This is a genomic window from Olleya sp. UBA1516 (assembly GCF_002323495.1).
Lineage (GTDB): Bacteria > Bacteroidota > Bacteroidia > Flavobacteriales > Flavobacteriaceae > Olleya.
Genome location: NZ_DCQO01000020.1, coordinates 62,934 through 76,286 on the forward strand (window position 1 = coordinate 62,934; position 13,353 = coordinate 76,286).

The 13,353-nt window shown below is 31.1% G+C and carries 16 protein-coding genes; 11 read left to right on the plus strand and 5 right to left on the minus strand.

Features of this window, described 5'->3' with window-relative positions; genetic code table 11:
- The first annotated feature begins 5 nt into the window (after positions 1-5).
- Positions 6-524: a DUF6452 family protein gene (locus B2989_RS12625; RefSeq protein WP_292948997.1), complete on the plus strand. Its 519-nt coding sequence runs from the start codon at positions 6-8 to the stop codon at positions 522-524.
- Positions 490-1,245 (plus strand): DUF6048 family protein, encoded by a 756-nt coding sequence (locus B2989_RS12630; RefSeq protein WP_292949000.1) that lies wholly within the window; start codon positions 490-492, stop codon positions 1,243-1,245. The genes B2989_RS12625 and B2989_RS12630 overlap by 35 nt, the downstream gene beginning before the upstream one ends.
- Here the strand turns inward: B2989_RS12630 and B2989_RS12635 are convergent, their stop codons facing one another.
- On the minus strand, positions 1,246-2,880 hold the full coding sequence (locus B2989_RS12635) for a sulfatase-like hydrolase/transferase (protein WP_292949003.1): 1,635 nt from the start codon (positions 2,878-2,880) through the stop codon (positions 1,246-1,248).
- A complete protein-coding gene (locus B2989_RS12640) occupies positions 2,880-4,043 on the minus strand; it encodes a THUMP domain-containing class I SAM-dependent RNA methyltransferase (RefSeq protein WP_292949006.1) in 1,164 nt (387 codons plus the stop codon). The genes B2989_RS12635 and B2989_RS12640 overlap by 1 nt, the downstream gene beginning before the upstream one ends.
- 169 nt (positions 4,044-4,212) lie before the next feature.
- Here B2989_RS12640 and B2989_RS12645 point away from each other — a divergent pair, with 169 nt between their 5' ends.
- The 3 genes from B2989_RS12645 (at position 4,213) to B2989_RS12655 (ending at position 6,127) form a co-directional block, all read left to right on the plus strand.
- On the plus strand, positions 4,213-4,944 hold the full coding sequence (locus tag B2989_RS12645) for a class I SAM-dependent methyltransferase (protein WP_292949009.1): 732 nt from the start codon (positions 4,213-4,215) through the stop codon (positions 4,942-4,944).
- Between the two features lie 8 nt (positions 4,945-4,952).
- A complete protein-coding gene (locus B2989_RS12650) occupies positions 4,953-5,624 on the plus strand; it encodes a ZIP family metal transporter (protein ID WP_292949012.1) in 672 nt (223 codons plus the stop codon).
- A 74-nt stretch (positions 5,625-5,698) separates the two neighbouring features.
- Positions 5,699-6,127 carry a DUF4268 domain-containing protein gene (locus B2989_RS12655; RefSeq protein ID WP_292949015.1) on the plus strand — a complete coding sequence of 143 codons (429 nt, stop codon included), beginning with the start codon at positions 5,699-5,701 and terminating at the stop codon, positions 6,125-6,127.
- Here the strand turns inward: B2989_RS12655 and B2989_RS12660 are convergent.
- Complete coding sequence (locus tag B2989_RS12660) at positions 6,124-6,402, minus strand: DUF983 domain-containing protein (protein WP_292949019.1); 279 nt, start codon at positions 6,400-6,402, stop codon at positions 6,124-6,126. The two genes, B2989_RS12655 and B2989_RS12660, sit on opposite strands and share 4 nt — an antisense overlap.
- Positions 6,403-6,598: 196 nt before the next feature.
- Between B2989_RS12660 and B2989_RS12665 the strand changes: the two genes are divergently transcribed.
- A complete protein-coding gene (locus B2989_RS12665; protein ID WP_292949022.1) occupies positions 6,599-7,468 on the plus strand; it encodes an AraC family transcriptional regulator in 870 nt (289 codons plus the stop codon).
- A gap of 30 nt (positions 7,469-7,498) precedes the next feature.
- On the opposite strand, the gene trhA is transcribed toward B2989_RS12665, so the two are convergent.
- Together trhA and B2989_RS12675 are read right to left on the minus strand one after the other, a co-directional pair.
- A complete protein-coding gene (gene trhA, locus B2989_RS12670) occupies positions 7,499-8,125 on the minus strand; it encodes a PAQR family membrane homeostasis protein TrhA (protein WP_292949025.1) in 627 nt (208 codons plus the stop codon).
- A 10-nt stretch (positions 8,126-8,135) separates the two neighbouring features.
- Positions 8,136-8,807 carry a DUF4294 domain-containing protein gene (locus B2989_RS12675; RefSeq protein ID WP_292949028.1) on the minus strand — a complete coding sequence of 224 codons (672 nt, stop codon included), beginning with the start codon at positions 8,805-8,807 and terminating at the stop codon, positions 8,136-8,138.
- 120 nt (positions 8,808-8,927) lie between these two features.
- Between B2989_RS12675 and B2989_RS12680 the strand changes: the two genes are divergently transcribed.
- The 5 genes from B2989_RS12680 to accC all read left to right on the plus strand — a co-directional run bounded on the left by B2989_RS12680 (position 8,928) and on the right by accC (position 13,342).
- Positions 8,928-10,016, plus strand: coding sequence for a M42 family metallopeptidase (locus B2989_RS12680; protein WP_292949031.1), 1,089 nt, complete (start codon positions 8,928-8,930; stop codon positions 10,014-10,016).
- Between the two features lie 79 nt (positions 10,017-10,095).
- Positions 10,096-10,647, plus strand: coding sequence for an NUDIX hydrolase (locus B2989_RS12685; protein WP_292949034.1), 552 nt, complete (start codon positions 10,096-10,098; stop codon positions 10,645-10,647).
- Between the two features lie 9 nt (positions 10,648-10,656).
- On the plus strand, positions 10,657-11,331 hold the full coding sequence (locus tag B2989_RS12690; protein WP_292949037.1) for a PrsW family intramembrane metalloprotease: 675 nt from the start codon (positions 10,657-10,659) through the stop codon (positions 11,329-11,331).
- 81 nt (positions 11,332-11,412) lie between these two features.
- Positions 11,413-11,898, plus strand: coding sequence for an acetyl-CoA carboxylase biotin carboxyl carrier protein subunit (locus tag B2989_RS12695; protein WP_292949040.1), 486 nt, complete (start codon positions 11,413-11,415; stop codon positions 11,896-11,898).
- 1 nt (position 11,899) lies between these two features.
- Positions 11,900-13,342 (plus strand): acetyl-CoA carboxylase biotin carboxylase subunit, encoded by a 1,443-nt coding sequence (gene accC, locus B2989_RS12700; protein WP_292949043.1) that lies wholly within the window; start codon positions 11,900-11,902, stop codon positions 13,340-13,342.
- Positions 13,343-13,353 lie beyond the last annotated feature (11 nt).

Consider the following 13,353-nt stretch of genomic DNA (forward strand, 5'->3'; position numbering starts at 1 on the left):
AGTTTATGAAAAAAATAAAATTAATTCTACTTACTATTTGTTGCATAAGTCTTTTGACTTGCGAACGTGACGATTTGTGTCCAGAAACCACACCTACAACCCCTAGTCTAATTATTGGCTTTTTTAATAATGCTTTGCCAGAAAACCCAAAAACTGTAAATAATTTATATGTAATTGGTCTAGATAATGACAATGTATTACCTGGTTATAGTGTTGTAGATGAAGACGAATTAATTTTACCGCTTAGAACTGACCAAAATAGCACAACCTATACTTTAATTAGTGATACCGTTTTAGATACGGATGGTAATGTTACCTCTGGTAATAGTGATACCGTTACAATAACTTATGAAACTGAAGATGTTTACGTCTCTAGAGCATGCGGTTACAAAACCATATTTAATAACGTAATAGTAGCTATAGATGGCGGAACAGACGGAAATTGGATAATACTTGCGCAACCAGAAAACGATAATTTAACAATTGAAGATGAAACAACAACACACTATTACTTTAACCATTAGTCTTTTATTGTGCTTATGTTTCTCACTGCAAGCACAAGAGGAAGATCTTACTATTAAAAAAGATACAGTCAAGTTAAAATACGGTTTAAGAATAGGAACTGACGCTAGTAAGTTAATTAGAACCGCTTTAGATGATGATTATTCTGGGTTTGAACTAAACGCGGACTACAGACTTACTAAAGATTGGTTTTTAGCTGGAGAAATTGGTACTGAGGAAAAAATCACATCTAATGATTATTTAAGCGTTACTGCTAAAGGTAGTTACTTTAAAGCAGGTGTTGATTATAATATGCATAACAACTGGGATGGTTTAGACAACATGATTTATACAGGGTTTAGACTTGGTGCAAGTACATTTAGTCAAACCAGAAATAATTATACCATTTATAACACTGATCAATATTGGCAACCTCAATTTTCTAGTACAGAAACAGAAGAATACAGTGGACTGTCTGCCATATGGTTTGAATTGATTATTGGTATTAAAGCTGAAGTTTTAAACAACTTGTATTTTGGAATAAATGCACAACTAAAAGGTATGATAACACAAGATCAACCTGTTGGTTTTGAAAATTTATTTGTTCCAGGTTTTAATAAAACGTTTGATTCTGGTCGTATTGGTGTTGGATATGGCTACAGTGTATCCTATTTAATACCTTTATTTAAAAAGAATAAATCCAAAACTGTAAAAAACGAAGACGAGGAAAAGGAAATAGAATAATTAATTTTCCAGTGTTTTCAGTCTTAAATCATAATCTTCATTATCCCTGATTAATCTCGGTTTTCTAAAAAAACGGTCACTAAAAATACTTTTAGTACTATCCATTTGATTAAATTTTATTTTAGCCAAATCAGCAAAGCTATAGATAAAATCTTCCAAATTATAAGCACGCTTTGTAAAGTTATTATATTGCTTGGTTGGATTAAAATCTAATTTATATTCATCAGATAACCATGCTATAAATGGTACTTCATACATTGGTCTAGTCGCTTGATATTCATTATGACCAATAAAATCTATAGTATCAAATAACTCATCTCCATGATCAGAAAAGTAAAGGACAAAACTATTTGTGTTTTGCTGCTTAACTTTATCAATAACTGAATTAACTATATTATCATTATATCTAATCGCATTATCGTATTCATTAATTAATTTAAATGCTTTGTCATGCTTAAATTTTGTATTTAAGCTATTATCCTTAAAGTAACTATACGATTCAGGAAAACGACTAGAATAACGACCATGCGTACCAATTAGATGCAGGAATATTATTTTTTGCTTACTAGGCTTTTTTAATACTTTATCTAATATTGGTAAAAGCGCTTCATCATAAATAATGTCATCAGAATTATCCGTAGCGACAAAATATTTTTCCTTGGCTGCATTAGCAATAATTGACGAGATACGCTCATGCAAACCTACTGGTCTTTGATTAGAAATCCAATAGGTGTCATATCCTGCAGCATTTGCCAATTGCACAATAGACGTATTATTTTTTTTATTAGGTGCTTGCATATCAGAAAGTGTCAATATCTTATCCAAAGACATTACTGTGTGTACATGAGGAGAAATAACACTATCAAAAACAATTAGCTGGTCTCTAATTTTAGATAATTTAGGGTTGGTTGGTCGATTATAACCATACAATTGCATATGCCAATTTGAAGTCGCCTCTCCAATAATTACAACATGTGTTTGTGCTGTTGTGTCAATTTTGGTCACATTAACATAGTTAGAAACAGGCTTAGCTAAATCTGTTTTTAAATCTTTACGTAAACTAATAAACTCAGAATAACTTGCAATACTTGTTACGACAATGTTTTCAGCATCAAAACGCTTGTCTATAGCATAACTAGAAGCGACAACAGTACTAATAGCTAAAACACTTATATATTTAAATCGTCCAGAAATAATAGTTTTATTTAATAACAATTTAGCCAATATAGGTACAATTATTAAAAATAGAATGGCTAGACCAAATACAAATGCATCAAAATAATTTGATAAAAAATCAGAACTTTCAGTCGTGTCTGTTTCAAAAATTACAAAAAGTGCCGAAGCACTGATTTTTACACCATAATTGTGATAAAAACTAAGCTTTACAAATACTAAAAGCGACAATAGCGTTAAAAATATTAGACTTAAAAATTGTCTAATTTTATTACTACTAAATATAACTGTAATACTAAAAACAATAAGCGTCAAAAACCCAAACCCAATAACTTCTTTTATATAAATAAGACTTTCAGGTATTACAAAAAAACCTAATAAAATCAGTCCAAAGTAAGGGATGCTAATAATACTTGCTAACTTAAATAGCGATGTGATATTTTTAGTTATTTCATTTGCCATTAGTCTTTATCCATGTACTTTCCTTTTTTACTACCTGCGTAAATTTCGTATTTAACTAATCGCGAGTCTAGCATTGCATTCATTAAATGAATTTTTCTAGACGGTCGTAATCCAACATGTTTTAAGGCATCTAAATTTGAAGTAATAAACCAAGCATTGGTATTAGGATAATTTTGTTTTAAAGTATCTCCAATGTTTTTATAAAAACTTTCCATTTCTATATCTAAACGTTCTCCGTAAGGCGGATTAAATACCATATGCAGTTTAGCCTCTCCTCCCCTTTGGGTCTTAAAAAAGTCCTCGTGTTGTATGGTTATAAAATCTTCTAAATGTGCATTTGCAATGTTTTCTTTAGCTTTAGCTACTGCACTTGGAGACTTATCGTAACCAATTATTTTATGATGAAAATCTCTAGTTTTTTTAATTAACGATTCCTCTATTTTTTCAAATAAATCAACATCCCAATCGTTCCAACGCTCAAAAGCAAACTCTTTTCGCATTAAATTTGGTGGTATGTTACATGCAATCATTGCTGCTTCGGCTAAAATGGTACCACTACCACACATAGGATCTATTAAATCTGATTGTCCATCCCAACCTGACAACATAATAATTCCTGCTGCTAAAACTTCGTTAATTGGCGCAATGTTAGTTGCTAATTTGTAACCACGTTTGTGTAGGGAATCTCCAGAAGAATCTAACGAGATATTACATTGTTCTCTATCTATATGAACATTAATTTTTACATCCGGAAATTTTAAATCCACACTTGGACGCTCTCCTGTATCGTCTCTAAACCTATCTACAATAGCATCTTTAGTTTTTTGAGCAATATATAATGAGTGTGTAAAAACGGTCGAGTTTATTGTTGCATCTACTGCTAAAGTACCTGTAGGCTTTAAATAAGGCGTCCAGTCCATTTTGTAAACTTGATCGTATAAATCTTGCTCAGTTTTTATCCTAAAGCTATGTATTGGTTTTAATATTTTAGTGGCTGTACGTAAAGCTAAATTTGCTTTATACATAAACCCTTTGTCACCAGAAAAACTAACATTACGCACACCTATTTTAATGTTCTGTGCGCCAAGTTGTCTAAGCTCTTTTGATAGTAACTCTTCAAAGCCAAATAAAGTTTTGGCAACCATATTGAAATTTTCTTCCATTCTTTTCGTCTATTACCTTGCAAAAATACTCTATTTTTGTCGGAAATATAACCTTTATAAATAAATGGGTTAAGGATGGAGCAATTTGTTTGAGCTCCTCGCAGAGAGCGAGTTGCGAGAGCCTGTTAAACTGGAGCTTAAGCGGAAGTTTAAACCCCAAAAATAATATATGAATAAAAACGAAAATAAATGGTACGCATCTTGGTTTGATAGTCCATTTTACCACATACTTTACAAGGACAGAGATCATACTGAAGCTGAGGCTTTTATGTCCAATTTAACGGATTATTTGAATATTCCGGAACAAGGAAAAATTTTAGATTTGGCTTGCGGAAAAGGTCGTCATGCTGTGTATTTAAACTCGATTGGTTACAATGTTACAGGTGCAGATTTGTCTGAAAACAGTATCAATTACGCAAAACAATTTGAAAACGATAGCTTGCACTTTAACGTACATAATATGTGTCAGCCTTTTGGCGAAACTTTTGATGCTGTGTTTAACTTATTTACCAGTTTTGGATATTTTGAAAACGAATCAGATAATTTAGCAACGATAAAAGCGATTAAAGCTAATTTAAACGATTTTGGTTTTGGTGTTATTGACTTTATGAATACCGAATATATTATTGAAAACTTAGTGCCTGAGAATACTAAAACGGTTGAAGGGATTGACTTTTTACAAAAAAGACGTGTAGAAAATGGCTACATAATTAAAGACATAAGCTTTAGCTTTGAAGGTGAAGACTACCAATTTCAAGAACGTGTTAAAGCGTTTAGTCTAGCAGATTTTGAAGCTTTATTTGAGCAAGCTGGTGTTTATTTATTAGATGTTTTTGGAGATTATAAGCTTAGTAAGTTTCATAAAAAAACGTCCGAACGTTTAATCATGATTTTTAAATAATAAAGGACATGAAAAATTTTTTATTACCAATTATCGCTGTTGTTTTAGGCTTTTTAATTGTCCTAATTTTTAAACCAAAACATAACCGTAATCTTAAATTACTACTAGCGTTTAGTGGTTCTTTTTTATTATCTATAACTGTATTTCATTTTTTACCAGAAGTTTATAATAGTCAAGGCAAGCCTATTGGTTTGTTTATTATGATTGGTATTTTGTTGCAAATAATTTTAGAATTTTTCTCTAAAGGTGCAGAGCATGGTCATGTGCATATTAATAAAAACAGTGTAGAGTTTCCGTGGTTATTATTTATTAGTTTAAGTATCCATAGTGTTTTAGAAGGCATTCCAATAGAAGCTCATGAGCATTTAATTTACGGAATTATTATCCACAAATTGCCTGTTGCTATAATATTATCAACCTTTTTTTTAGCGTCTAATTTAAGTCGAAATAAAATTATTTTATTTTTATTATTGTTTGCTTTAATGACGCCTTTAGGTGTGTTTTTATCAACACAATTTCAGTTTTTTGAAAACTATTATTATGAAGTTTCTGCCTTAGTTATTGGTATATTTTTACATATTAGTACTACCATTTTATTTGAAAGTAGCGAAGGTCATAAATTTAATTTAGCCAAACTAAGTACCATTATTTTGGGTATTGTCATTGCTTATTTAATTTAATGTTTTAGTAATTTCTTGATTTAAGAATTTGAAATCATATCAAGAAAGATTTCATCCAATAATGTATTAAAATTATGTTTTCTAAAGAAGAATCCAGACAAATTAAAGAACTATTTTGGACCAGTTTTGGGAAGTCATTTCCTAGAAAATGGATTTTATATAATACTAAACTAAAAGGCTTAAGCTTAAAGTTTTATTTTGATAATAAAAAAGCCTTGATAGCGCTTGACTTAGAAGACGACTTAGAAAACCGCATAAATTATTGGGAAAAACTAGTGGCTTTAAAGTCTATTTTAATGGACGATTACTTACCTGAGGCTATTTATGATGAAGAATTTTTATTAGATAATGGTAAAGAAATATCACGTATTTATGTGCCTTTAGGTCACAAAGTATCTATCCATAATAAAAACACATGGCAGGAAGTTATGGTGTTTTTTAATACACATATGTCGCTTCTAGAAGCTTTTTTTGAAGAATATAAGGATGTTATTGAAGGTTAGTCCACCTTGTTAATTGTACTTTCTAAAGGTTTTTTATAAAATATATGAACCCAAATAGCTCTAGACATTTTATAATTTAAGGTGCTTAATAATAACGTGATTAATACTATTATTAAAAAGACTTTTAATGGCGAAAAATCTATTAGGTGCCAGAATACTACTAAACTGATAATCATTTGTCCTACAGCAAGTGCGTAACTAACAAACATAGCTCCAAAGAAAAAACCTGGTTCTTTTTCAAATTTAAAATCACATACTTCACACCTAGTTTTCATTTCAGGAATTTTAAAAAACAATATATTACCACGAGTGCTAAACATTTTTCCTTTTTTACAATTAGGACATTTACATTGTATTACATTTAAAACGGTATTCATAAAACTTACATATTTATAGCACAAAATTAAGTATATGTTATATATTTAAACCTATAATAAAAACGCTATTTTTTGTACTTTTAAGACATTTTATATGAAAATTCCTGTTTTAAAAATAAATCAGTTTCAGAAAATCAAGACTTTTAATGACCTGTATGTTAATGATTTTTTAAATCACATACAGATAAACAAAGACTTGATAACAAAACCACATAGTCATAATTTTTATTTGTGTGTCTTATTTACCAAAGGAACAGGAACGCATGAAATTGATTTTAATAGTTATAGTATTTCACCTGGTAAGGTGTTTTTTTTAAAACCAGGTCAAACGCACGCTTGGAAGTTTGACACTAATCCGGAAGGTTATATCTTTTTTCATACACAGGATTTTTATGATCTTAATTTTTTAAGTCATGCATTGGAAAATTTTCCATTTTATTACTCCTATCAAAATCCACCAACACTAAAATTAGACGCAATGCAAACTTTGGATTTAAACACTAAATTTGAGGTATTGTACAATGAGTATTCTAACAATAATCTGTTAAAAGAATTAAAACTAATTACTATAATTAGTAGTATTTATATTGATTTAACTAGAGCATACACCGCAAATGTAAAACCTGAAAACTTAATAACATCTAGCTATTCCAAAATTTTAGAGCAGCTAGAAATCTTAATTAATCAAAATTTTTACACGCAAAAACTACCTAATTTTTATGCTAATAAACTAAACATAACAACTAAACATCTTAACCGAGTAGTCAAGCAAACCTTAAATAAAACCACTAGTCAATTAATTTCTGAGAGGATATTATTGGAAGCCAAACGACTAATTGCACACTCTAAAAGTAACTTAACTGAAATAGCAGATACTTTAGAATTTTCTGATTACGCTTATTTTTCTAAATTTTTTAAGTCTAAAACTGGCATAACACCTATGGCTTTTAAAAAGCAATACTAAGTTAAATTACATGTTTTAAACATCACAAGTTTAAATGACGTAAAATAACACCATAAAAAAGTGGCAGATAGCTCCTGCTAACACAAACAGATGCCATATTACATGATTATAAGGTATTTTTTCGATAGCATAAAAAACAATTCCTACGGTATAAGATAATCCTCCAGCCATAAGTAAAACAATACCATTAGCATCCATTAAACTAGATAGTGTTGAAAAATCAAAAACCACTAACCAACCCATTACTAAGTACAGTAAAGTTGAAAAAGTATTAAAGCGTCCAGTAAAAAACAATTTTAATACCACTCCAAAAGCAGCGATTCCCCAAACAATATAAAACAGCATCCAACCTAAACTTTGCTCTAAAGTAATTAGTAAAACAGGTGTGTAAGTTCCTGCTATTAGTAAGTAAATACTAACATGATCTACAATTCTAAAATAGTGTTTCTTTTTTTCGTCAGTAATAATATGATATAACGTTGATGCTGTAAATAAGATTATTATGGATAGTCCATAAACCACGACACTAAATAAACTAAATTCGGTTTTCTTGGTTTCAAAAACAATTAATAATACTAAAGCTACAATCCCAAAAACAGCACCAATACCATGTGTCAGTGCGTTTAGCTTTTCTTCAAAAGGAGTTTGTTTTCGCATTTTATAAATTTTATTCTGTTTTTGACCATTTATTATTCAACTTAAAATATTCAAAATCTAAAGGTGATTTTACTAATTTTAATTGACCATTTTGCCAAGCGCGTATTAATATATCTTCAATTAAATAATCCTCTTCTACATTTTCTGGGTCATACTCGCGTTTTAATGAGATATTAAATAAATAAGCAGTACTATTAAACCAAAAAGCTCTCCAACCGCTACGTAATTCTTTAATTAAATCAAAAGTCGTTTTACCAGTTTGTCTATGTATTAGTTTTACTAAAATTTGACCTTCTGTTCGAGTTAATTTTTTAAGCTCTTCAGAAAACTCTTCTTCAATATATTTTTGAACTTTTTTAGCATACTTTTTCTTATCACGTTTTCTATCTAAAGACTGCAATCTTGTATTTAAAGCATTTAACCTATCTGCTGCTAACTTAGCGTAAGGATAGACTTTTAAAGTTTTGCGACCTAAAATAAGGTAACGTCTTCTGTCTTCTTTAGATTTAAATGAAAGCTTATCCAAAATCATTACTTCATCTAAATAAATAGATTTTTGGGGTATTGAATCGCCTTCTATTATAATATACTCAACTTCAGTTGAGTCTTGCTCTATAATAATATCTTCTTGTCCAACAAGAAAAGTAGGTATGCATAATAATATAAAAAGGATGTATTTCATAAATAAATAACTACTAAAACTATTCCAAAACGGAAACTTATACTGTAAAATTAAGAATTAACGTATTGCTAACTATTAAATAAGTGTGAATATTGTTATTTTAGACAAAAATTAAATTAAATGGCAACAAAAAGCATACTAAACAAAAAGTCTATGGACTTTTTAGAAACATATTTAAACAATGCATCACCAACTGGCTACGAATGGGATGGTCAAAAAATATGGATGAATTACCTAAAACCTTATGTAGACACGTTTTTTACAGACACCTACGGAACTGCTGTTGGAGTTATAAATCCTGATGCAAAATTTAAAGTGGTAATTGAAGGTCATGCTGACGAAATCTCTTGGTATGTTAACTATATTTCTGATAATGGATTAATTTATGTAGTAAGAAATGGTGGTAGTGATCATCAAATCGCACCTAGTAAAATTGTTAATATTCATACTAAAAATGGTATTGTAAAAGGTGTTTTTGGATGGCCTGCAATACATACACGTAATAAAGCTAAGGAAGAAGCTCCAAAACCAAACAACATTACAATAGACGTTGGTGCAAAAGATAAAGAGGAGGTAGAAAAAATGGGCGTGCATGTTGGCTGTGTTATTACTTATCCAGATGAGTTTCATATTTTAAATGGAGACAAATTTGTTTGTCGTGCCTTAGATAACCGTATGGGTGGTTTTATGATTGCTGAAGTTGCGCGTTTACTTAAAGAAAACAAGAAAACGTTACCATTTGGACTTTACATTACTAACTCTGTTCAAGAAGAAATTGGTTTACGTGGTGCACAAATGATTACAGAAACTATCAAGCCAAACGTAGCAATAGTAACAGATGTAACACATGATACTACAACACCAATGATTGACATGAAAGTACAAGGTCATGTAGAAATTGGTAAAGGTCCTGTTGTTGCTTACGCACCTGCTGTACAACAAAAATTACGTGATTTAATTACAGACACTGCAGATGATAATAAAATACCATTCCAACGTGCTGCTTTAAGTAGAGCTACTGGAACTGATACTGATGCGTTTGCATATAGTAATGGTGGTGTTGCGTCTGCATTAATATCGTTACCATTACGCTACATGCATACTACTGTAGAAATGGTACATCAAGATGATGTAGAAAACGTAATTAAATTAATTTATGAAACATTACTTAAAATTGAAGATGGCGAAACATTTTCTTATTTTAAATAATAGCTTAGTCAAACTTGGCTAATAAGCAACTAATAATTAAGCCTCTTTATTAAAAGAGGCTTTTTTAATCGTATAAAGTATGGATGAGTTAATAGATATAGTCACTAAAAATGGTAAACCCACAGGACAATCTGCTTTAAAAAGTGAGATTCATAACAAAGGGCTTTACCACAATACAGCACACATTTGGTTTTATACTAACCAAGGTCAAATACTATTAGCGCAACGTGCTGCGTCAAAAGCAATCTATCCCTTACTTTGGGATGTATCTGTTGCTGGCCACATTGATGCAGGAGAATCTATTGAGAAAGGTGCCATTAGAGAAATTAAGGAAGAAATTGGATTACTAATAAACTCTTGTGATTTACAAAAAATTGGTGTTTTTGAGTGCTTTCAAAATTACCCTAACGGAATGAAAGATTACGAGTTTCATCATACATATATAACCCCTTTAACAGTGCCAATATCTAAACTAAAACCGCAGTTAGAAGAAGTTGAAGCACTTAAGCTAGTCACTATTTCTCAGTTTAAATCACTTCTAGAAAATAGTAACGCAAATGGTCATTTTGTTGCAAGCAATAAAGATTATTATGTACTCGTGCTAAATCAAATTTCTGAAAAAATATTATAATTTAGACCTATGCAATTACTATTAATGGCTTTAGCGCCAATTGTTATTATCATATTTTACATTTATCTTAAAGATAAATACGAGAAAGAACCTAAACGCTTATTAATAATTTCGTTTTTATTAGGTGCTATTGTTAGCATCATTATTACTACACTACTCTATTCTGTTTTTAACATACTTGTGCCATTAGAAGACAAACTAAGTGTTTGGGAACAGTTTAAACAAGCCTTTTTTGTGGTTGGTTTTTCTGAAGAATTAAGTAAGTTTTTAATCGTTTTACTTTTTGCGCAACGCCATAAAGAGTTTAATGAACCCTTTGACGGTATTGTATACGCAGTGATGGTGTCCATGGGATTTGCAGCAACCGAAAACATCATGTACGTCATGCAAAGTGGACCAGCAACAGCAATTGCCAGAGCTTTTACTGCTGTGCCTGCTCACGCTACTTTTGGTATTTTAATGGGTTATTTTATGGGTAAAGCAAAATTTGCACCTAACAAACTATACTTAAACTTATTAGGCTTATTTTTTGCTATTGTATTTCATGGTGCCTACGACTTTTTCTTATTTATAGACTTTGTACCTGGTATTTGGGTTGGTGCTTTTGTATCGCTAGCAATTGGGATTTTTCTTTCTAAAAAAGCTATTAAATACCATCAAAATAGCTCTGTATTTAAAACTTAAACCCAATTTTTTATTTTTAAAGTTTAAATTTTACTAAAACGTTATAGTTACTTATCTTTATGGTTCATAATTTTAGACAAAATGAGCCAAAAATTTAATGTAAAAACAAATGGTCTTAATCAATTTGAAATAGACTCTGATGTTATAAAAAGCATTGATTCTGTTGAAGTTAAACAGAATACATTTCATCTTTTAGACAACAACAAACCTTTTAAAGTCAAAATCACAGACAGCGATTTTCTAAAAAAAGCGTACACCGTAAAAGTTAACAACAACCTATATACAGTCCAAATAGAAGACCAGTTAGATGCTTTAATAAAAGCAATGGGATTTGAAGTTGGTGCTTCCAAAGTTATTGATAACATAAAAGCGCCAATGCCAGGACTAATATTGGATATTATGGTTAAACCAGGAGACAAAGTTACTGTAGATACACCATTACTTATCCTTGAAGCCATGAAAATGGAAAACAGCATTGTATCACCTAGAGATGGTGTCATAAAATCTGTTACGGGAACAAAAGGAAGTACTGTGGATAAAGGTGAATTGTTAATTGAATTTGAATAACATGAAAAAAATACTAGTCGCCAATCGTGGCGAAATCGCAATAAGAGTCATGAGTACAGCCCAAAAAATGGGAATTAAAACCGTAGCAGTCTACTCTACTGCAGATCGTAATGCGCCTCACGTAAAATTTGCTGACGAGGCTGTTTTAATCGGAGAAGCACCATCTAATCAATCGTATTTATTAGGCGATAAAATTATAGAAGTTGCCAAAAGTTTAAACGTGGATGGTATACATCCAGGTTATGGATTTTTAAGTGAAAATGCTGACTTTGCAGAGCTTTGCGAAAAAAACAACATTACTTTTATTGGCCCAAAATCGCATGCTATTAGAGTCATGGGTAGTAAACTTGCAGCTAAAGACGCTGTTAAAGGTTACGATATACCAATGGTGCCTGGAACGGATCAAGCGATTACAGACATTCCTGAAGCTAAAAAAATAGCCAAAACTATTGGTTTTCCTATTCTAATAAAAGCGTCTGCTGGAGGTGGCGGAAAAGGAATGCGTGTTGTGGAAAAAGAAGACGAATTTGAATCTCAAATGAATCGCGCTATCAGTGAAGCTGTTAATGCTTTTGGTGATGGTTCTGTTTTTATTGAAAAATATGTAGGATCTCCTCGTCATATCGAAATTCAAGTCATGGCAGATACGCATGGTAATGTAATTCATCTTTTTGAGCGCGAATGTAGTATACAACGTCGTCACCAAAAAGTAGTCGAAGAAGCACCAAGTGTAGTTTTAACGCCAGAATTAAGAGAAGAAATGGGACAAGCTGCTATTAAAGTAGCAAAAGCATGTGATTATGTTGGTGCTGGAACAGTCGAGTTTTTATTAGATGAAAACAAGAATTTCTATTTCCTTGAAATGAATACAAGACTTCAAGTAGAACATCCTGTATCAGAAATTATAGCAGGTGTTGATTTAGTAGAATTACAAATAAAAGTGGCTCGTGGCGAAGCTTTAGACATACAACAATCCGACTTAAAAATTAACGGTCACGCTTTAGAATTGCGTATTTATGCTGAAGATCCTTTAAACGATTTTTTACCTAGCGTTGGGCATTTAGACGTGTATAAACTTCCGGAAGGAAAAGGAATTAGAGTTGATAATGGTTTTGAACAAGGTATGGATATTCCTATCTATTACGACCCAATGTTGGCTAAGCTAATTACATACGGTAAAACACGTGAAGAAGCCATGCAATTGATGCGTCAAGCGATAGCGGATTACGATGTTAAAGGTATTGAAACTACGTTGCCTTTTGGGACGTTTGTATTTAATCACGACGCTTTTAAATCGGGTGATTTTGATACACATTTTGTTAAAAAGTACTATTCTCCAGAAGCTTTAAAACAAGATGCAGAACACGAAGCTAAATTAGCTGCTCTTTTTGCTGTAAAACAGTATCTAGAGGATCAAAAGCAATTAAGACTACCAACTAATTAGATAAATACATA

Coding starts and splice junctions, on each gene's coding strand:
- B2989_RS12625 (WP_292948997.1), top strand. CDS start 6: ATGAAAAAAATAAAATTAATTCTACTTACTATTTGTTGCATAAGTCTT.
- B2989_RS12630 (WP_292949000.1), top strand. CDS start 490: ATGAAACAACAACACACTATTACTTTAACCATTAGTCTTTTATTGTGC.
- B2989_RS12635 (WP_292949003.1), bottom strand. CDS start 2,880: ATGGCAAATGAAATAACTAAAAATATCACATCGCTATTTAAGTTAGCA.
- B2989_RS12640 (WP_292949006.1), bottom strand. CDS start 4,043: ATGGAAGAAAATTTCAATATGGTTGCCAAAACTTTATTTGGCTTTGAA.
- B2989_RS12645 (WP_292949009.1), top strand. CDS start 4,213: ATGAATAAAAACGAAAATAAATGGTACGCATCTTGGTTTGATAGTCCA.
- B2989_RS12650 (WP_292949012.1), top strand. CDS start 4,953: ATGAAAAATTTTTTATTACCAATTATCGCTGTTGTTTTAGGCTTTTTA.
- B2989_RS12655 (WP_292949015.1), top strand. CDS start 5,699: ATGTTTTCTAAAGAAGAATCCAGACAAATTAAAGAACTATTTTGGACC.
- B2989_RS12660 (WP_292949019.1), bottom strand. CDS start 6,402: ATGAAAACTAGGTGTGAAGTATGTGATTTTAAATTTGAAAAAGAACCA.
- B2989_RS12665 (WP_292949022.1), top strand. CDS start 6,599: ATGAAAATTCCTGTTTTAAAAATAAATCAGTTTCAGAAAATCAAGACT.
- trhA (WP_292949025.1), bottom strand. CDS start 8,125: ATGCGAAAACAAACTCCTTTTGAAGAAAAGCTAAACGCACTGACACAT.
- B2989_RS12675 (WP_292949028.1), bottom strand. CDS start 8,807: ATGAAATACATCCTTTTTATATTATTATGCATACCTACTTTTCTTGTT.
- B2989_RS12680 (WP_292949031.1), top strand. CDS start 8,928: ATGGCAACAAAAAGCATACTAAACAAAAAGTCTATGGACTTTTTAGAA.
- B2989_RS12685 (WP_292949034.1), top strand. CDS start 10,096: ATGGATGAGTTAATAGATATAGTCACTAAAAATGGTAAACCCACAGGA.
- B2989_RS12690 (WP_292949037.1), top strand. CDS start 10,657: ATGCAATTACTATTAATGGCTTTAGCGCCAATTGTTATTATCATATTT.
- B2989_RS12695 (WP_292949040.1), top strand. CDS start 11,413: ATGAGCCAAAAATTTAATGTAAAAACAAATGGTCTTAATCAATTTGAA.
- accC (WP_292949043.1), top strand. CDS start 11,900: ATGAAAAAAATACTAGTCGCCAATCGTGGCGAAATCGCAATAAGAGTC.